At 60.5% G+C, this 17,517-nt stretch carries 16 protein-coding genes; 7 read left to right on the top strand and 9 right to left on the bottom strand.

Going from position 1 to position 17,517, the window contains the following annotated elements:
* Positions 1 to 214: 214 nt before the first annotated feature.
* Positions 215 to 838, top strand: coding sequence for a hypothetical protein (locus NLK60_RS10195; RefSeq protein ID WP_254807689.1), 624 nt, complete (start codon positions 215 to 217; stop codon positions 836 to 838).
* A gap of 21 nt (positions 839 to 859) precedes the next feature.
* Here the strand turns inward: NLK60_RS10195 and rnz are convergent, their stop codons facing one another.
* Positions 860 to 1,795, bottom strand: a complete 936-nt coding sequence (rnz, locus tag NLK60_RS10190) for a ribonuclease Z (RefSeq protein ID WP_254807688.1) — start codon at positions 1,793 to 1,795, stop codon at positions 860 to 862.
* Between the two features lie 290 nt (positions 1,796 to 2,085).
* Between rnz and NLK60_RS10185 the strand changes: the two genes are divergently transcribed.
* Together NLK60_RS10185 and NLK60_RS10180 are read left to right on the top strand one after the other, a co-directional pair.
* Positions 2,086 to 3,093, top strand: a complete 1,008-nt coding sequence (locus NLK60_RS10185; protein WP_254807687.1) for a hypothetical protein — start codon at positions 2,086 to 2,088, stop codon at positions 3,091 to 3,093.
* A 278-nt stretch (positions 3,094 to 3,371) separates the two neighbouring features.
* Positions 3,372 to 4,661, top strand: a complete 1,290-nt coding sequence (locus tag NLK60_RS10180) for an adenosylhomocysteinase (RefSeq protein WP_254807686.1) — start codon at positions 3,372 to 3,374, stop codon at positions 4,659 to 4,661.
* Positions 4,662 to 4,737: 76 nt separating this feature from the next.
* On the opposite strand, the gene NLK60_RS10175 is transcribed toward NLK60_RS10180, so the two are convergent.
* The gene (locus NLK60_RS10175; RefSeq protein WP_254807685.1) at positions 4,738 to 5,604 is read right to left on the bottom strand and encodes a PAS domain-containing protein; all 867 of its coding nucleotides are present in this window, start codon (positions 5,602 to 5,604) and stop codon (positions 4,738 to 4,740) included.
* A 69-nt stretch (positions 5,605 to 5,673) separates the two neighbouring features.
* Positions 5,674 to 5,925 (bottom strand): HalOD1 output domain-containing protein, encoded by a 252-nt coding sequence (locus tag NLK60_RS10170; RefSeq protein ID WP_254807684.1) that lies wholly within the window; start codon positions 5,923 to 5,925, stop codon positions 5,674 to 5,676.
* 74 nt (positions 5,926 to 5,999) lie between these two features.
* On the opposite strand from NLK60_RS10170, the gene NLK60_RS10165 reads away from it, so the two are divergent.
* A complete protein-coding gene (locus NLK60_RS10165; RefSeq protein WP_254807683.1) occupies positions 6,000 to 9,629 on the top strand; it encodes a PAS domain-containing protein in 3,630 nt (1,209 codons plus the stop codon).
* A 92-nt stretch (positions 9,630 to 9,721) separates the two neighbouring features.
* On the top strand, positions 9,722 to 10,597 hold the full coding sequence (locus NLK60_RS10160) for a CPBP family intramembrane glutamic endopeptidase (protein ID WP_254807682.1): 876 nt from the start codon (positions 9,722 to 9,724) through the stop codon (positions 10,595 to 10,597).
* Between the two features lie 73 nt (positions 10,598 to 10,670).
* Here NLK60_RS10160 and NLK60_RS10155 read toward each other — a convergent pair whose 3' ends face one another.
* The 3 genes from NLK60_RS10155 to NLK60_RS10145 all read right to left on the bottom strand — a co-directional run bounded on the left by NLK60_RS10155 (position 10,671) and on the right by NLK60_RS10145 (position 12,209).
* Positions 10,671 to 11,267 (bottom strand): DUF7411 family protein, encoded by a 597-nt coding sequence (locus tag NLK60_RS10155; RefSeq protein WP_254810463.1) that lies wholly within the window; start codon positions 11,265 to 11,267, stop codon positions 10,671 to 10,673.
* 22 nt (positions 11,268 to 11,289) lie between these two features.
* On the bottom strand, positions 11,290 to 11,655 hold the full coding sequence (locus tag NLK60_RS10150) for a DNA-binding protein (protein ID WP_254807681.1): 366 nt from the start codon (positions 11,653 to 11,655) through the stop codon (positions 11,290 to 11,292).
* 98 nt (positions 11,656 to 11,753) lie between these two features.
* Positions 11,754 to 12,209 carry a 30S ribosomal protein S19e gene (locus tag NLK60_RS10145; protein ID WP_254807680.1) on the bottom strand — a complete coding sequence of 152 codons (456 nt, stop codon included), beginning with the start codon at positions 12,207 to 12,209 and terminating at the stop codon, positions 11,754 to 11,756.
* A 159-nt stretch (positions 12,210 to 12,368) separates the two neighbouring features.
* Here NLK60_RS10145 and thiL point away from each other — a divergent pair, with 159 nt between their 5' ends.
* Entirely contained in the window at positions 12,369 to 13,277 is a 909-nt protein-coding gene (thiL, locus tag NLK60_RS10140; RefSeq protein WP_254807679.1) for a thiamine-phosphate kinase, read from the top strand.
* A 489-nt stretch (positions 13,278 to 13,766) separates the two neighbouring features.
* Here the strand turns inward: thiL and NLK60_RS10135 are convergent, their stop codons facing one another.
* Positions 13,767 to 14,882 carry a site-2 protease family protein gene (locus NLK60_RS10135; protein ID WP_254807678.1) on the bottom strand — a complete coding sequence of 372 codons (1,116 nt, stop codon included), beginning with the start codon at positions 14,880 to 14,882 and terminating at the stop codon, positions 13,767 to 13,769.
* Between the two features lie 190 nt (positions 14,883 to 15,072).
* On the opposite strand from NLK60_RS10135, the gene NLK60_RS10130 reads away from it, so the two are divergent.
* The gene (locus NLK60_RS10130) at positions 15,073 to 15,705 is read left to right on the top strand and encodes a DsbA family oxidoreductase (protein WP_254807677.1); all 633 of its coding nucleotides are present in this window, start codon (positions 15,073 to 15,075) and stop codon (positions 15,703 to 15,705) included.
* Positions 15,706 to 16,129: 424 nt separating this feature from the next.
* Here NLK60_RS10130 and NLK60_RS10125 read toward each other — a convergent pair whose 3' ends face one another.
* Both NLK60_RS10125 and NLK60_RS10120 read right to left on the bottom strand, forming a co-directional pair.
* Positions 16,130 to 16,369 (bottom strand): DUF7123 family protein, encoded by a 240-nt coding sequence (locus NLK60_RS10125; RefSeq protein ID WP_254807676.1) that lies wholly within the window; start codon positions 16,367 to 16,369, stop codon positions 16,130 to 16,132.
* 275 nt (positions 16,370 to 16,644) lie between these two features.
* Entirely contained in the window at positions 16,645 to 17,487 is an 843-nt protein-coding gene (locus tag NLK60_RS10120) for a molybdopterin synthase (RefSeq protein ID WP_254807675.1), read from the bottom strand.
* Between the last annotated feature and the right edge of the window lie 30 nt (positions 17,488 to 17,517).

The following is a 17,517-nucleotide window of genomic DNA, read 5'->3' as shown; positions in this document are numbered from 1 at the left end:
CTCGAAATCGACCGTTGGTGAACGGGAGAAATCGCTCTCGTCTCGCTGTGTTCTCCTTATGATACGAAGAGTTGCGACACTCGAGCCGTGACGAAAATCGGTGGGTTTGGGCATGTACGTGCCTGTCCCGGCAACTCCCCACCGACCAATTGCTACGATTCCAGACTGACAGGTAATCCAGTATTATTAATACGGAGTCATGAGGAGAGGAGGTATGGCAGAAGATACCACCGCTGATGAAACTACGGACGAAGTACAGGAAACCGAACCTGAGCCAGAAGCGGTCACACCGGCTGTCGAGGATGACGGCGACTCGGTCGTCGATCTCGCTCAACAACCGATCGTGGTGGACTGGATCAAATATGTTTCCTCGCTGTTTGCGTTCCTCGCTGTCGGTTTAGGGCTGTTTACCCTCCTGATGGATGTCGTTGACCCGGACACGATCGGGATCAGCGAGGGCGGTCCGGACTTTGCTGATACGATTGTCAGTCAACTGATTCTCCTTACGCCCGTGCTCGCTATTACGATTGCCGTCTTCCTCGGTGCATTCCTCGGTTGGAAACTCGAGACTGACGACACGACGACGTTCCTCGCTGCTGGGCTAAGCGCACTCGTCGGACTGGTGGTCTTCTGGGTACTCGGGACGATCCTCGGGACGGTCTTTTCGAACTTCTCGCTCGAGTTCGGCGACCTGTTGATCAACTCGATCGTCGCCGGTATCGCCGCTGCGGTTACCGCAATCGGTGGCGTCTGGGCGAGCCGTAACCTCGCGCCAGCGACGCTCGGTTCGTCGTCGGATATCACCGGTGAAAGCGCCGCCACTCCAGCGGACGACTGATCACAAACCCTTTTTACCGACTCAGTCCTCGAGCAGTGGCAACTCGAGGCTGTCGCCATCGCTCGGCACAAAGACATCTTCGTCGTCACCCGAAAACGCTTCGCGGGCTTGCTCGAGGTGATCACCTGATTGTCCGGCATACCGCGAGGAGAGGTGGACCAGTGCGAGTCGTTTTGCCCCCATCTTGCTTGCGATCGACCCGGCCTGTCTGGCTGTCGAGTGGGCGGTGTCGGCGGCGCGCTCGACCCGGTCGTCGGCGAATGTGGCGTCGTGAATCAACAGGTCGGGTTCGTCGACGACCTCGAGCGTTCGGTCGCTCGGTCGCGTATCGCCGGTGTAGACGAGCGAGCGGCCGGGACGGGGTTCGCCGACGACTTCTGCGGGGTCGACGACCGTGCCGTCCTCGAGTTCGACGGCTTCGCCAGCGTGGAGTTTCGAGAACGCGGGGCCGACGGGGACGCCGAGTTCCTCGGCACGCTCGCGGTCGAACCGACCCTTGCGGTCGTCCTCGACCAGCGCGTAGCCGACCGAGCGAGTGTCGTGGTCGGTCTCGAACGCGCGTACCTCGTACTCCTCGCCACGGGAGGCAACGTCGCCGTCACCGACCTCGTTGATCGTGACGGGGAAGGTTGGATGGTTGCCGAGGAGGGTGACCAGCGACCGCAGGTCCCGTCTGGTGCCGCGTGGACAGTGAATCGTCAGCGGGGCCTCGCGGTCGTTGAAGTCCATCGTCTGGAGTAAGCCGGGAATTCCGAGCACGTGGTCGCCGTGTGTGTGCGTGATGAAGATGTGCGAGATGGAAAAGCCGGTGCTGTAGCGCATCATCTGGCGCTGGGTGCCTTCGCCGGCGTCGAACAGGAGTTGTTCGCCCTCTCGAGCGACGAACAGGCTGCTCGGATTCCGTTGCGTCGTCGGAATCGCCCCACTCGTCCCCAGAAAGGTCACAGACAGCTGCATTACCTCCCTTTGTGTGCCGGTCGACTAAACCCGCTTCGACTTCCCCCGTCGGTCGTGGGTTGCGTTGCGAACCGGGTTGGCTCCCGGCCACCTCGAGGCCACTGGCGGACCAAAAACTGTTCAGCGCCACGAACGAAATCGGTCGCCGAACGTTTCAGTAGCAATGACTGATAAACGACGAGAACAGTCAATAAACGCTATAAACTGTTCTGGGGTCGTAAAAACGAACGTCAACCGTTCCCAACTGCTGACGGGGTTTATACATCATCTGCCCAGTGGTGGAGGTGTAGATGAAACGCCACACACTTGTCGCAGCGATGTTGGCTGCGGCCATGATCCTCTCGGCGCTGGCGCCGCTCGGTGCGGCTGCCGCGGCGACAGACAACGGGGAATCGGACTTCACGATTGACGTCGAACAGAACGGCGAAATCGTGGTTACGGTCGAACAGAACGATAGCGCACTCGAGAACGCGACCCTCGAGGTGAGCGTCGATGACGAAAACGCCTCGTATGCGGACGCGGGCAATCACACGACCGACGAGAACGGTACGGTAACGCTCGACACGCCGGAAGAATCGGTCAACGTGACCCTTTCCGTTGACAACGTAACGGAAGATAAAGAAGTTCTCCTCGAGGCCGCCGATGACGGTGAGGAAGACGACGAGGAGAAAACCGACTCCTTCGGTACGTTGATCTCACAGTTCGTCCAGAGCCACCAGGGTGAAACTGACGGACCGCTTGGCATCGCCGTGGCGAACTTCGCGGTAGAGAACAACCCAGGTAACGCGCCGGACCACGCGGGTCCACCGTCACACGCGGGCCCATCCGATGATGGCGAGCAGGGTCCACCAGCCCACGCTGGCCCGGGCGGTGACGACGAGGATAGCGACGAGGGAGACGACGATGACGACCGTGGTCCACCAGCCCACGCCGGTCCGGGCGGTGACGACGAGGAAAGCGATGACGGAGACGAGACTGAGGAGGAAGAGGAAAGCGATGACGGAGACGAGACTGAGGAGGAAGAGGAAAGCGATGACGGAGACGAGACTGAGGAGGAAGAGGAAAGCGATGAAGAGGAAGGCGACGATGAAGACAGCGATGACGAGGAAGGCGACGATGAAGACAGCGATGAAGAGGAAGGCGACGATGAAGACAGCGATGAAGAGGAAGGCGACGATGACGACAGCGACGAAGAGAATGGCGACGATGACGACAGCGACGAAGAGAATGGCGACGATGACGACGGCGATGACGAGGATGGCGACGATGACGAAACCGACGATGACGCTGACGCCTGATCACTCGAGCAGTTAGCACACAACCGTATTCCCGACTGACGGGGCCTCCCGTTTTCGCTGACGTGACCAGCTTACCCAGTTGACTCGAGGGTGACGTCCTCGAGTCTGGGTAAATTCGTTGGCGACCCGGCGAGCATCCGGGTGTTGTCAGAGGCACGTACGCGCTCGCCGCTTGCCGACACTTTTGTTTTACAAACTGGCGTGTCCAGTAGCGCTGACTGGACGACGTCCGCACGGTCTTCGGTAGGGTTTTGACTGCCCTCGCCTTCTATCGAGCCATGACCGAGTATCCGCCGATCAGCGAACAGCTTTCGGGCGACGACCTCGAGTCGGCTCGCACGGAGGGCCGACGCAAGATGGACTGGGCCGACCAGCACATGCCGATCATGAACGCGCTTCGTGAGACCTTCGAAGTCGACCAGGTCCTCGAGGGCGAGCGAATCGCGATGGCGATGCACGTCGAAGCGAAAACCGCGATTCTCGTCGAGGTGCTCGCCGACGCGGGAGCAGAAGTCGCTGTCACCGGCTGTAACCCGCTTTCGACCCACGACGACGTGAGTGCAGCACTCGACACGCACGAGCGCATCACGAGTTACGCCAAACGCGGCGTCGACGACGAGGAGTACTACGACGCCATCCACGCGACCCTCGACCTCGAGCCGACGATTACCGTCGACGACGGGATGGACCTCGTCGCTGCGGTGCACGAGGACTACCCCGAACTCATCGACGGCATCGTCGGTGGGGCCGAAGAAACGACCACGGGCGTCCACCGCCTGCGCGCGATGGACGACGACGGCGCACTCGAATACCCCGTCTTCGCGGTCAACGATACGCCGATGAAACGGTTGTTCGACAACATCCACGGCACCGGCGAATCCTCGCTGGCGTCTATCGCGATGACGACGAACCTCTCGTGGGCCAGCAAGAACGTCGTCGTCGCCGGCTTCGGCTACTGCGGCAAAGGCGTCGCCCGCAAGGCGTCGGGCCAGAACGCGAACGTCATCGTCACCGAAGTCGAGCCACGCCGAGCGCTCGAGGCACACATGGAAGGCTACGACGTGTTGCCGATGGCTGAAGCCGCCGAAATCGGGGACGTGTTCATCACGACGACGGGCAACCGGGACGTCATCGTCGAGGAACACTTCGAGGACATGAAAGACGGTGTGTTGCTCGCGAACGCGGGCCACTTCGACATCGAAATCGACCTCGAGGCGCTTTCGGACCTCGCCGTCGACACCTACGAAGCGCGCGACGGCGTCGAGGCCTACGAACTCGAGGATGGGCGACGGCTGAACGTGATCGCCGAAGGCCGCCTCGTGAACCTCGCGGCTCCGGTCTCGCTCGGACACCCGGTCGAAGTGATGGACCAGAGCTTCGGCGTCCAGGCCGCCTGTGTGCGAGAGATGGTCGAAAACGGCGACGAGTACGGCCCCGGCGTCCACGACGTCCCCGACGAACTCGACAAAGAAATCGCCGAAATCAAACTCGAGGCCGAAGGCGTCGAGTTCGATTCGCTGACCGACACCCAGCGCGAGTACATGGGCTCGTGGGACCACGGGACGTAACTGTCGAGTGAATCCCCTGACGAGCGGTTACGTGACTGCTTCTCTTCCGAGCTGATCGAATCCCTCTCTTCGACTCTTACTCTTCGCTCGAGTACGTCCCAGCCACGCTCTCGTCGGCATCGACTACGAACACGAGTGCCCCGTCCTCGAGTGCGGTAATCGTCGTCGTCACCGACACCGGCTCATCGCCGGCAGTCGTCCCCTGGCAGGTTCCTTTCCACCGCCAGCCGTCGGTCGCCGCGGGGATGGCGGTCGACTCGAGATGGCGAACGGTTTCGCGTTCGTACTGGTCGTGCCAGTGACGACCCAGTACCGACTCGAGGCCGACCCCGAACTTCCTGGCGTAAGCGGGGGTCGCTATTTGGACCGTTCCCGTGGGATCGGTAATCGCCACGCCACGATCGATACCGTCGAAACTCGCGAGCAAGCGTTTGGTATGCGTTTGGTACCGGTATCGCTCGACGAGCCGGTTGATCCGTGTAGCCAGTAGTGTCGTGGCTGACTCAGGAATTCGAGTGAGGGCTTCGGGAACGCGGAACCACTCGAGCCACTGGTCTGTGGCGACTGACTCGGCGACGGATTCGGTTGGTTCGTCGATGCAAGTGACGACTGGGATCGTGACGTCCTGCCTGATGGATTCGTAGACGGCCCGCCCGGCTGCGGGTATCGAGGGTGTTACAATCACGACACAGTCTGCGTCCTCGTACTCAGCCGACAACTCGGTATCGAGAGAGGGCCTGGGTACGGTTTCTTTCGGCCGCTCGTCGGGGCGACCGTCGCTCGCGGTTCCGAAGGTACCATCGGCGACCGTGACGGTGCTGACGGTGAACCCGTCTTTCGAGGCGAGTTCACCGCTGACGGTGTCAGCAGGTCCACTGACGGTAACGATCTCGAGTGGCTGTACGTCGAGAACCGTCTCGTACGCAGCCGATGTTTTGGACATCCAATACTCACCACCGTCTCTCCCTGCGAACGGATGGTTGTTGACCGGGAACGCTATCCATCGGCACTCTTACGGTCGATACGTCGATCCGTCGACCGTGACGGTCCCGTCGTTCGAAACGGTGATTTCGTACTCGTCGTAGTCGAAGGTTACCCTGCAGTTGACCTCGTCTCTAAACAGTCGGTCGAGGGCTTCCGGATTGACGGCCTCGAACAACGGTGTATCGAGTTCGAGCGGATCGACCCCTGCTTCGGCTGCAATCGCGTCGATAACGCGCATACTCATCGAACCGGTGGGATTCCCAGTGTCCATTTGTGGCATTGACTCTGCATATGCGAACCGACCCTATTCGACTGGCTGTTTTATGTGTATCCCGGTTGTAGAATGGACACTATATGTGTAAGGGCTGGCTACTGTTTGGGCTCACGGCTTTTGGGGGCGGCGTCTGGACTTCGATAGCCTCGACGTGGGGTACGACCATTGAGGGGATGAACGTCTCGCTCGCTACTCTGTTCGGACTCGTCTCGATGCTCGGCACCCCTGTCTCGGGTGATGTCTTGCTCTCGCTGGTCGGTATCGCTCTTCTCGGTCTTGCCAGTGGTGGCGGTCGTGATTCCTCGATCGAGCGACTGCAAGAGGCGATTGCACGAATCGAAACCGCTGTCGGCGTTTCCTCACCGACCGAAACCGGCGAAGATAGTGATGTATCGTCGCTCGCAGAGCGAATCGAGTCGGTCGAGGAACCGCTTGTGAACCAGGTGCGACCTGGGACATACGACGACTACCTTCGGATGCTCGTCGAAGCCGTGGATGACGTGTTCTTCGTGATCGACTCGGCAGGGGAGCTCCAACACTGGAACCAAAGTATGGTCGAGGCGATGGGGTATTCGAACGAGGAACTCGCCTCGATGCATGCGTTCGACTTCTTCGAGGATGACGTCGAAAAAGCCGAAGCAGCTCTCATCGCGGGTCTCGAGGAGGGGAGCGTTCGCTACGAAGCCGAATCCGTCCGAAAAGACGGTGAGTTAGTCCCCTTCGAGTACGTCGTTTCACGGGTAACAGGTCCCGACGGGGAACCATTGCTCGCAGGGATCGCTCGAGATATCAGCGCCCGACGCGAGAGCGAGAAGCGTCTCCGCGAGCGAGAACGACAGCTATCGACGTTGATGCACAACATTCCGGGGATGGTGTATCGCTGTCAGAACGAACCGGAGTGGCCGATGGAGTTCGTCAGCGATGGCTGTCGGGAGTTGACCGGCTACGATCCAGAGGCACTCGTTGACGGAGAGATTACGTGGGGTGAAGATATCCTCGACGGCGACAACGAGAAAATGTGGGGAATCGTCCAGGATAAACTCGAACTCGGCGAACCGTTCACCGTCTCGTTCCCGATTCGAACGGCCGACGGGCAGCGACGCTGGGTCGAAGAGCAGGGGCGTGGCATCTACGCCGAAGATGGCACACTCGAGGCGCTCGAGGGCGTTATCATCGACATCACCGAACGCGTCGAGAACGAACGCGAACTCGAGCGAACGAGAGACCTACTTCAGCACGCCCAGCGGTTGTCGAACGTCGGGGGCTGGGAACTCGACCTGGCCGATGAGCGGCCGTATAACGGCGTCCTCACCGAGGAACTGTACCGGATTTACGAACTCTCACCGGATGAACAGATGGATCTCGAACGTGGGCTCGCGTACTACGTTCCCGAAGACAGGCCACGGGTGCGCGAAGCAGTCGAAAACGCTATCGAACACGGGCAGCCGTACGAACTCGAGGCACGGATCAGAACCGAGTCGGGAGCGCTTCGTTGGGTGCGAACGATCGGCGATCCGATCGAAAGAAACGGCGAGATCGTACTTCTCAGAGGGTCGCTGCAGGATATCACGGAGCGCAAAGAGCGTGAACAGATCCTCGAGCGAACCCGAGAGATGCTCGAACAGAGTCAAGAAATCGCCGACCTCGGTGGGTGGGTGATCGATCTTGAAGACGGCCCACCGTACGAGGGTTCCTGGACGGAGAAATTTACCGAAATTCTCGGCTTCGAGGGCGTCGGTTCGATGTCGTTCGAAGAGAGCCTCGAGGTGTTTCACCCCGAGGACCGACCGACAGTCGAACGGACGGTCGAGCGGGCGATCGAAACGGGTAGCGAGTTCGAACTCGAGGCACGAATTCGTCGGCCGGACGGTGAACAACGATGGATTCGGTCCATCGGCGAAATGGTTGACGCTGGCGGTGAGCGGCCCAGGATTCGCGGGTCGATACAGGACATTACCGGCCACAAAGAACGCGAACTGGCACTCGAGTCGTTACACGAAACGACGCGCGGCCTCCTCCAGATCGAGACGAAGACTGAGGCTGCAGAACTCATCGTCGAGACTGCCGAACAGGTGCTCGACGTGACGGGCGTTGCGATGTTTTTGCTCGACCCGGACACCAATACGCTGACACCGAACGCAACCACTCCCGGGTTCGACGAGTGCTGTGATAGCGAGACCCCGATCGGAGCCGGCGAACGTGGATCGATCCTCTGGGAAACGTTCCTGGCGGGAACCCAGACCGTCATCGATGGCCCCGAGATGACCGCTCAATCGTCGTTGTTCGATGGGGGCGTCGAAGCCGGCCTGGTGGTTCCCGTTGGCAACCACGGCGTCTTTGTCGTCGCAAACCGTGACCCTATCGACCAGGGGGACCGGCGGCTGGTCGAAACGCTCGTTGCAACGACGGAAGCCGCCTTCGACCGACTCGAGAGCGAGGCCAGTCTGCGCGACCGGGATGCCGAACTCGAGGCACAAAACGAGCGTCTCAGCCGGCAGATACAGATCAACGATATTATTCGTCGCGTGGACACCTCCCTCATCGGGACGACGACCCAGGAGGAAATCGAGCAAACGGTGTGTGACCGCCTCAGCGAGAGCGAACACGTCACGTTCGCCTGGATCGGTTCTCTGAACGTTGCGGAAACGGAAGTCGTCCCACGAACCTGGGCGGGTTCGGGTCAATCGTATCTCGATTCGGTCTCGTTGGCTGTCGATGATGCTCCAGCGGGTGCGGACCCCGCTGTCTCGACTGCGCTCACGAATGCGTCTGCGGGGGCCGAAAACGTGGCCGACGGGTTACAGCGCGAACCCTGGCGAAAAACGGCTCTCGCACACGATTTCTCCTCGTGTCTGGCCGTCCCCCTACAGATCGACGAGTACACCTACGGGGTTCTCGCGGTATACACGGACGAACCCAACGCGTTCGGCGACCTCGAACGAACCGTTTTCACTGAACTTGGTACCGGCATCGCGGACGCGATCAACTCCGTGGAGGCCCGCTCGGCCCTCTATGCCGAAGCACACATTGAACTCCGACTTCGGCTCGAGGACGACGACGAGTTCCTCTCCAGGCTGGCACGGACGGCCGGGTGTACCGTCACCTACGAAGGGCTCGGCGCGTACGACAGCGACGAAACCCAGCTATTCGTCCACACGAGCGGCGCCGAAGCGGACGTGGTTACCGACGCCCTCGAGACGCTCGTCACCGTTACCAGCTATCGGGAGATCACGGCCGAAGCTACCGACTGTGTCTTCGAAATAACTGTTTCCGGCAGCGTCCTGCCCGCGAAGCTGGTTCGTCACGGCGCCAGCCCGCAGTCTATCACTGCCGAAGCGACACACATTCGAGCCGTCGTCGACGTGCCGACGACGACTGACGTTCGAGAGTTCATCGAGATGCTCGGTGATACCTACGACAGCGTCGAACTCGAGGGCCGTGAACACGTCGACCGGTCGATGCACACCAGACAACAACTCGTTACTGACCTCTTCGAGGAACTGACCGATCGCCAACTCGAGGTGCTCCGAACCGCATACTTCGCGGGCTTTTTCGACTGGCCACGCGAGAGCACCGGTGAGGACGTCGCCGCGATGCTCGAGGTGAGTCAACCGACGGTCAATCGACATCTTCGACTGGGCCAACAACGGCTTCTCGAGCAGCTATTCGAACGAAGTCTGGGCGAAGAACCGGCTTCGGATCTCCGGTAACTCCTCGGAATTGGTACCCGAGTCCGTCGCTCGAGTGAACAGGCTGACACCGAGAGAGGAACGCCCAAGGTCTTTGACACCCAAATCGGGCTATGGAAACAGCTGACCGCTCTGGGACACCGATACGGTCGGTATTCGTCGCAATCGGGTTGACGATTGCTGGCATCTTCACTGCAGAACTCCTGACCCTTCCAACGATTCTCGTCGATTCGAACCTGATGGATGCACCAACCGAGACCTCTCGAGCGCTTCGGACGGTGTTTTTCACGCTGAACTTCCTCGGCTTTTTCGTCGCCGGGGCGGTTTATCTCTGGTGGACCGAACGCGACTGGTCGTTCGTCAACCTCAAGGCTCCCTCCACCCGCGGCATCGGAATCGCTATCGCTGGCGTCGGCATCAGCCTGGTGTTCCTGTTTGCGATGAACGCGGTGTCGATCGTCCTGGAGATCCCGTCCTCGGAAAATTCGGTGATGAATTTTATCGGCACTGACCCGACGATGGTGTTGATCATGATCGCTATCGTCTTTCTCTTCAACGCGCCCGCCGAGGAGTTCCTGTTCCGTGGTGTGATACAGACGCGACTGTACGCGGCCTTCTCGAAAAGCCAGGCAGTCGTTATCACGAGCGTGATCTTTGCCGTCGTCCACCTTCCAGCGTATGCACTCGCCGCTGACGGCTCTCTCGAACCGACGACGGCCATCGCCTTCTCGCTCGTCGTCGTCTTCGGTGGCTCGATAATCTTCGGCTATCTGTACGCCGTCACCGATAACCTGTTCGTCCCAACGATCGCTCACGCCGGATTCAACGCCTTCCAGTTCGGCATGCTCTATCTCGTGCTCCGGTTCGGTGACGAGGAGGACGTCGACGCCATCACGTCGAGCACGCTCGACGGCCTCACGACGATTCTCGAGACCGTCCCGACCGTCCTCGAGGTGTCTCGCGCCATGGTCCTCTCGGTTCCTGTGTAACGCTCGAGTGGGAATCAACTGTACCGCTCGAGTGTAAAAACGCTCTCGGCGACGTTCGTGTCCGCCTTGGAAACTACCTGTCGTTGAACCCCGTCACGTACGTCTGTTCGTGGGCTGGGAAGAGCGAACCGATCGATTCTTCGCCGTCGGCTTCGGCGATGAGTGCCCGCAGTTCGGCTTCGTAATCCGCTCGCGTGATCTCCTCGCTCGGACCGACGGTCACGTCGAGCGTCGACTCGACCAGCCGGTCGACCGCTCGCCGACCGAACCCGGACAACGGGGCGATGTAATCGACGTCGTGTCGGTCCTCGAGGCTCTGGGCCTGTGCGCGCGACACCGTGGGGACTCGGTCGTCACGTCGCGTCCCGTCTGCGATGGCATCGAACCCGGAGTCGGCCAGGCGCTCGAGGGCGTGCTGGTGGACTCGCTGAATCCCGTTACGAGGAAAGCCATCGTTGCGGATGGTGTCGACGGCGTCTTCGGCAACCTGCCGGTCGAGTTCGAGCCGTTCGAACTCGAAGCCCATGGATTGGGCCGTTTCCCTGGCGTATTTCCAGTCGTCAGTAATCTCGAACGTGGCCGTCATGACGGTGACGTCGTAAAACTCGTCGAGCAACATGGCGGCTAACGTCGAGTCTTTGCCGCCGCTATACAGCAAGCCGAGACGCAGAGGGCCTGACATCGACACCGACTCACCGTCGCTGGATGTCAAAGCTCTTTTTCTCGGGTTTGAGTTCCTTCAACAGCTGTTGCATCTTCTGATCGTCGATCTTGCCCTGAATGCGCCCGCTCTGGGCCAGCGCGACGATCTGTTGTTCGACCTGTTCGCCAAACTGCTGTTTGCTCATCTTGACCGTGTTGAGACGCTTGCGGGCGTCGTCGGTCAGATATTGTCGCAACAGCGCCTGGCGCTTGGCTTCGGCCTGTTGCTGTGCAGCTTCTTGAGCCTCGGCGTTTGCCTGCCCCTGGCCGCCACCGCTTTCGGCCTGCTCTTGCAACTGCTCGAGTTTCTTGCGGCGCAGTTCCTCGAGGTCGTCTTCCGATCGTCCACCGTTCATACAAACGTGTTATCCGCGGACGGAGAAAATGATTACGGAGACGGACGCAGCGCTCGAGAGTGGGTGGGTAAAACGGACGCTTCGAGCGACGAAACGAGTTACGCGTAGCGCTCGAGTTCCGGGCGGTCGAGATCGGCGAGCACCTCGCCAGCGGTGTCGTCGAGCAGGCTGCGGCCCTCGGCTGTGATGCGTCGGCCTTCACCGTCTGCGGTTTCGACGAGGTCGAGTTCCTCGAGTTGCTGGAGAATCGTTCGGATGACGTTACGGGAGCCATCGGCGCGTTTGGCCGGGGCGACCTGATATCGGTTCGAGCCGCGTTTTGCGCCGCCGTACTCGGTGGCGAGTCGCTCGATACCGACGGGTCCGTCGTCGGCGACTTTCCGCAGGAGGCTGGCCGCACGAACCGACCAGAAGTTCTCCTGTTCCGGGGGCAGTTCTCGGTTGGCACCGTTCTTGACGTACGGGGCCCATTCGGGCTCCTCGAGGTCATCAGCGAGGTCCTCGGCGAGCGCTTCGATGAGCGCGTCCGCCGGAACGTCGTACATTGTAGCCATTGGGGTTTCGTTCCCTCTCGCGCCATTTAAGCACATCGTTGTCCAGCCGCCCGCCTCGGTGTGATTCTCTCTCATGGCTGTGCGTGCATGGGTTCGAGCCTGTTTGGATGGGCCAGCCCGACCCGGTTCGTTTTTCGTTTGGGGCACGAAACGCTTCCTATGGACGAACGGGCTGCTCTCGCGTTGCTCGAGGATCGTCTCGAGCCGGTTGGTGACGACGCCGCCGTGGTCGACGACCTGGTGGTGACGACGGATATGCTGCACGAGAAGACGGATTTCCCGGCAGGGACGACGCGCTATACGGCAGGCTGGCGCTCGGTCGGCGCTTCCCTCTCGGACGTCGCCGCGATGGGCGCACGCGCGAAAGCGGCCGTCGCCGCATACGCAGCTCCGACGTTCGACGCCGACGAACTCGAGGCCTACGTCCGGGGCGCTCGAGACGTCTGTGCGGCCGTCGGCGGTGAATACGTCGGTGGCGACCTCGATACCCACGAGGAGTTCACTGTCGCCACGACGGCCGTCGGGGAGACGAGCGATCCGGTGTTTCGCTCGGGTGCCCAACCGGGAAACGTCGTCTGCGTTACTGGCACGCTCGGGCGGAGCGCGGCCGCTCTCGACCGATTCGAAGCGGGTGACCACGAACGAGCGAACGAACTCTTTCGATTCGAGCCACGGATACGGGCCGGTCGCCGACTCGCACCCGAAGCGACGGCGATGATGGACTCGAGCGATGGCCTCGCCCGGTCGCTCCACCAGCTGGCTGCCGCGTCGGACTGTGGCTTTGCCATCGAGCGCGACCCGATTCCGATCGACCCGGCGCTCGAGGCCGCGATGGAGACGACCCCCGAAACCGAGGATGGAACGTTTCGAGACGCCGTCCTGAAGCGAGGGATCACCTTCGGAGAGGACTTCGAACTCGTCTGTACGATGCCAGAAGACGCCGTTTCGCGGGTCCGTGCGTCACTCGAGTGCTCGCTATCGGTCGTCGGTCGAGTCCTCGAGGCAGATGCGGGCATCACGCTCGATGGTGAGGACCTTCCGGACCAGGGGTACACCCACGGCGAGTGATAGATATTATCCTAGATACGCATCAATCCGTCCTTGGAGGCCGAAAACGGTGCCTGCACCGATGACGAAACATTCGGATGGCTGCGATAATCCCTATGAGTTCACACTGACCGTTCGCGCTGTCTCCGAGTGGCTAACTGGTAACTACAACCTCCCACGAGAAGCGCCAGGAGTAAGGAATATGTGGGAATCAGGAGTAACCAAAGAAGGTTCCCTCCACCAAGTATCGATGTGGTCCAGACCGAGAGAAAGGGGCTGATTTGAAAGAGATTAACGAGAAAAAACGTGAGTATGGCTGGGAGTGCAAACCACTTTAGCACCGATTGGTCATTTCCAGATCCAGACATCGTGTCCGACACATTAAATCTAATTGATAAAATCTTTCTGATGACGGATTACGCTATTTACACATTTGCGCAACTGCTGGCCCACTTGAACCGCTCGAGGGAATCGATTTCTTTTAGCTCGAGTGTTCTCCACGAGTCGCGATCAATTGACGATCACGATGGGTGTCGGCATGAAACAGAGGAGGCCTAAGCCGAAGGTGAAGACACCGAGAGCGAACCGTTTCCGGTCGAGTCGCTGGTCGTCGACCGGGACGGCAGGGCCGACGGCGGCGAGCAACCCCGCAAAGAGCCCCCAGAACACCCAGATGAACACCGTGTTGCCGCTGTAGCCGCCCAGGTAATAGAGGTAGCCTGCCAGGGCAAACAGGACGCCAGGGACCAGCGCTGCAATCGTTTCCTGTAAGTCGCCGGCCATCGCGCGCAGGATGTGTCCGCCATCGAGTTGCCCCACTGGGATCAGGTTCAAGAACGTGACGAACATGCCGACCCAGCCGCCGATGACGACCGGATTCACGTTCTGCCGGGGATCATCGGTATACAACGGCTGGTCGATAACGGCTGCGATCAACTCGAGGAGGGGCGGAAAGCCTAGCCGAATCTGGGTGGCGCTGGGATCGGTAGCTCCTTCGGGGACGGGAACCGGCGGCAGGTAGAGGCCGACGACGGTGACGACGACGGTAGCGACGAGGCCGGCGAGCGGGCCGGCGACGCCAATGTCGAACAGAGCCTTGCGGTCGGGCATCTGGCCTTTCATTTTGATTACCGCGCCCATGGTCCCGATGAGGGTCGGGACGGGGAGGAAGTACGGCAGTGATGCGTTCACCCGATGGTACCGACTCAGGACGTAGTGGCCCATCTCGTGGACGCCGAGGACGCCCAGAATAGCGACGGTAAACGGCCAGGCACGCCAGACCTGCGTTGGCTCTCCGATCGGGTCGATGCCGTACCACATTGCGCCTGCAAACAGTGTCGAAAAGACGGTAGCGACGAACAGCAGGATGTTCGTCCAGGGGATGGTATCGATGCCCAGTGATAGCGGTTCGGCGACGAGAACGTACTCGCCGTGACGAACGGTCAACTGGACGTCGTAGCCGTGTTTTCGAAAGACGCCCCAGAGTTCTCGCATCATCGGCTCGGGGGCCTGTAACGGCGTTCCGTAATAATGAATCTCCTCGCCGTCGGTGGCGATTTCGTAGACCGAAAATACCGACTCGATCGTCTCGAGTGGCGGCCCATCGACCGACTCAACCGTCTCCATTGCTCGCTCTCGGGTTTGGGCTCCGTCGGTATAAACGCCGCGCCGGCGCGTAGATATCGTCGACTCGAGCGAGACGAGCGGACGATTGTGTCACGTACGAACAAACATACTCAACATCGAACAGAGCTGTGTGTCTCGAGCGGACACGACCGCGCCTTCTTTTTACCTGTCGACCGACTAGCCATCCGATATGACTGACTCGTCGGCAGCAACCGTGACGGTGTACTCCGATTACGTGTGTCCGTTCTGTTATCTCGGTCGCGAATCCCTCGAGCGGTATCAGGAGACGCGGGACGAGCCTCTCGAGATCGAGTGGCACCCGTTCGATTTGCGGGCGGGAAAGCGAAACCCCGACGGGAGCATCGATAGCTCGGTCGATGACGGGAAAGACGACGACTACTACGCACAGGCCAAAGCGAACGTCGAGCGGTTGTCCGAACAGTACGACCTCGAGATGCACCAGACGCTCGCGACCGAGGTCGACTCGTTGCCCGCACAGGTCGTCTCGTACTACATCAACGGCCACTATCCCTACGAGACGTGGCTATCGTTCGAGGAAGCGGTTTTCGAGGCACTCTGGCAAGCGGGCCGCGATATCGGCGACCCGGACGTACTCGTCGCCCTCGCGACTGACCTCGAGGTCCCCGAGGCCGAAATCCGTGCTGCACTCGAGGACGAGTCGCTCCGCGATGACCTCGAGGCGCAGTTTCGTGCGGCCCAGGAGGCGGGCGTCCGTGGTGTCCCGACGTTCGTTTACGGCGAGCACGCCGCTCGCGGGGCAGTTCCCCCGGCACAGCTATCGCGTTTGATCGAGGGTGCGTAGCTCGCTCGAAGGCGTATAATTCTGCGGTAAAAAGGCGGACGTGCGTCCGCCCGGTGATCGGCATGGCGGAGCGATCGATTCCCGTGCTCGAGCGAGTAACCGAGAGGGTTTGTAGTCGTCCCTTCCGGCCAGTGACGGACGGGGGCCGGCCACTGTCCGGTACGTAGTGACGACAATCCCTATGACGCCTCGAGGAGTGTGCGCTCGTTCGAAGCGTATGGGGTCACTCGAAGGGTGCAAGCGACGGGTGGGTGGTCGGTGAGCGGTGCGTGTGATACAGGTTGGGTGTACGGTCGGTGAGCGGTGCGTGTGATACAGGTTGGGTGTACGGTCGGTGAGCGGTGCGTGTGATTCGAGAGCGTGTGCAGATGTGGAGGGCACACGCCCGGGAAGTCAGTTCAGGGCGACGGTGGCGATGACACGATCAGGCGGGGGCGACACGCCACGTGGTCGCACTCGTGTACGACCACTTCTCGATCTCGAGGTCCGTCGCGGACTCCGAGAGCTTGACCATTAGGGCGCCAATCTCTTTCGGGGAGAGCCCGACGTCGTCAGCGATGAACTTCCCTTTGAAGTACATTTCACCTTCTGCGGCGCGATCGCGAAGGTACTGCTTCAGGCGCAGTTCTTTGCTTTCCGTGGAGGGTTGGGCTGTCGTGCTCATCGGCACCTGTCCCTACCGGTGGGATGGTGTTATAAAGGGAGGTTACTTCGAGCAGTTTCAGGTAACTTCAGCTGACTGCCGGGTAACAGACGTTTCACGACAACTGATTTAACATTTTATAACTGGCTGAGAAGGCTTTAGATGTTTTAAAACTCTCTCTGAAGCTGTAATATGCTATTACTCGTGACCTTCGTCATTTCGTGACTGTTTATCTATTTAGCTCATTCTATTCGCGTAAAATACGATAATTCCGGTCGCATTAGGGCGAACACATCTCACTCGCTCGAGTCGTGAACCCAGAATTCGTCGTCAACCGTGATCTCTTTTTTAAATAGGGGTACCTCGTCCTTGAGGCGGTTGATCCCGTCTTCGACCGTCCGGAACGCTTCGGTTCGGTGGCCGGCCAGGACGACGACGTGGACGATGTCGTCACCATCTGCAACGATGCCAGTTCGGTGATATAGCAGTACGCCGTACACCCCGTCTCTGGCCTCGAGTTCTGCCTCGAGTGCGGCCATTCGCTCGTCGGCGACACCCTCGTATTTCTCGAACTCGAGGTACTCCGTTCGGGGATCATCGTCGTCGTCTTTTGCCCGGACGCGGCCGGTGAAGGTGGCGATCGCGCCCGCACGCTCGGCCGCAGGGGAGCGCTTGATCCGGGCGACGAGTGAGTCGAGCGTTTCGTACGGTTCGGTGGCTTCGAGGTCACTCACGACCGCCTCGATGTCCAGTTCGCCCGGACTTTCGACGGCTGCGATCACCGAGCCAGACAGGTCGTGGTCCGCCTCATCTCCGACGACGACCGAGGGATAGGAGGCTAACTCGTGCCCGATAACGACGGCGTACGAACACTCGAGGGCGAGCGAATCGAGCACGTCTTCCATGGACCGTTCGGTACCCGTGGCGCTCCAGTCGCCGTCGGCGCCGAGGGCGTAGGTGACGTCGCCGCCGGGGGTCAGCCCCGAGGCCCGCAAGTCGGCGGTTCCGTCGGCGATCGTGGCGTCGTACCGGAGGACGCCGACGCGGCCCGCACGCGAGAGTCGGTCGACGATCATATCTGCCGTTCGCTCGAGGGGGGCGTCGCCTGCGCCGCTATCGGTAACGCCGAGTACGTACATACCGAATAGGTGGATGCCTGGCGTTTTGTA

The organism is Natronosalvus amylolyticus (genome assembly GCF_024298845.1).
In the GTDB taxonomy this organism is placed as follows: Archaea; Halobacteriota; Halobacteria; order Halobacteriales; family Natrialbaceae; genus Natronosalvus; species Natronosalvus amylolyticus.
This window is presented reverse-complemented; position numbering and strand designations above follow the sequence as displayed.

Coding starts and splice junctions, on each gene's coding strand:
- NLK60_RS10195 (WP_254807689.1), top strand. CDS start 215: ATGGCAGAAGATACCACCGCTGATGAAACTACGGACGAAGTACAGGAA.
- rnz (WP_254807688.1), bottom strand. CDS start 1,795: ATGCAGCTGTCTGTGACCTTTCTGGGGACGAGTGGGGCGATTCCGACG.
- NLK60_RS10185 (WP_254807687.1), top strand. CDS start 2,086: ATGAAACGCCACACACTTGTCGCAGCGATGTTGGCTGCGGCCATGATC.
- NLK60_RS10180 (WP_254807686.1), top strand. CDS start 3,372: ATGACCGAGTATCCGCCGATCAGCGAACAGCTTTCGGGCGACGACCTC.
- NLK60_RS10175 (WP_254807685.1), bottom strand. CDS start 5,604: ATGTCCAAAACATCGGCTGCGTACGAGACGGTTCTCGACGTACAGCCA.
- NLK60_RS10170 (WP_254807684.1), bottom strand. CDS start 5,925: ATGCCACAAATGGACACTGGGAATCCCACCGGTTCGATGAGTATGCGC.
- NLK60_RS10165 (WP_254807683.1), top strand. CDS start 6,000: ATGTGTAAGGGCTGGCTACTGTTTGGGCTCACGGCTTTTGGGGGCGGC.
- NLK60_RS10160 (WP_254807682.1), top strand. CDS start 9,722: ATGGAAACAGCTGACCGCTCTGGGACACCGATACGGTCGGTATTCGTC.
- NLK60_RS10150 (WP_254807681.1), bottom strand. CDS start 11,655: ATGAACGGTGGACGATCGGAAGACGACCTCGAGGAACTGCGCCGCAAG.
- NLK60_RS10145 (WP_254807680.1), bottom strand. CDS start 12,209: ATGGCTACAATGTACGACGTTCCGGCGGACGCGCTCATCGAAGCGCTC.
- thiL (WP_254807679.1), top strand. CDS start 12,369: ATGGACGAACGGGCTGCTCTCGCGTTGCTCGAGGATCGTCTCGAGCCG.
- NLK60_RS10135 (WP_254807678.1), bottom strand. CDS start 14,882: ATGGAGACGGTTGAGTCGGTCGATGGGCCGCCACTCGAGACGATCGAG.
- NLK60_RS10130 (WP_254807677.1), top strand. CDS start 15,073: ATGACTGACTCGTCGGCAGCAACCGTGACGGTGTACTCCGATTACGTG.
- NLK60_RS10125 (WP_254807676.1), bottom strand. CDS start 16,369: ATGAGCACGACAGCCCAACCCTCCACGGAAAGCAAAGAACTGCGCCTG.
- NLK60_RS10120 (WP_254807675.1), bottom strand. CDS start 17,487: ATGTACGTACTCGGCGTTACCGATAGCGGCGCAGGCGACGCCCCCCTC.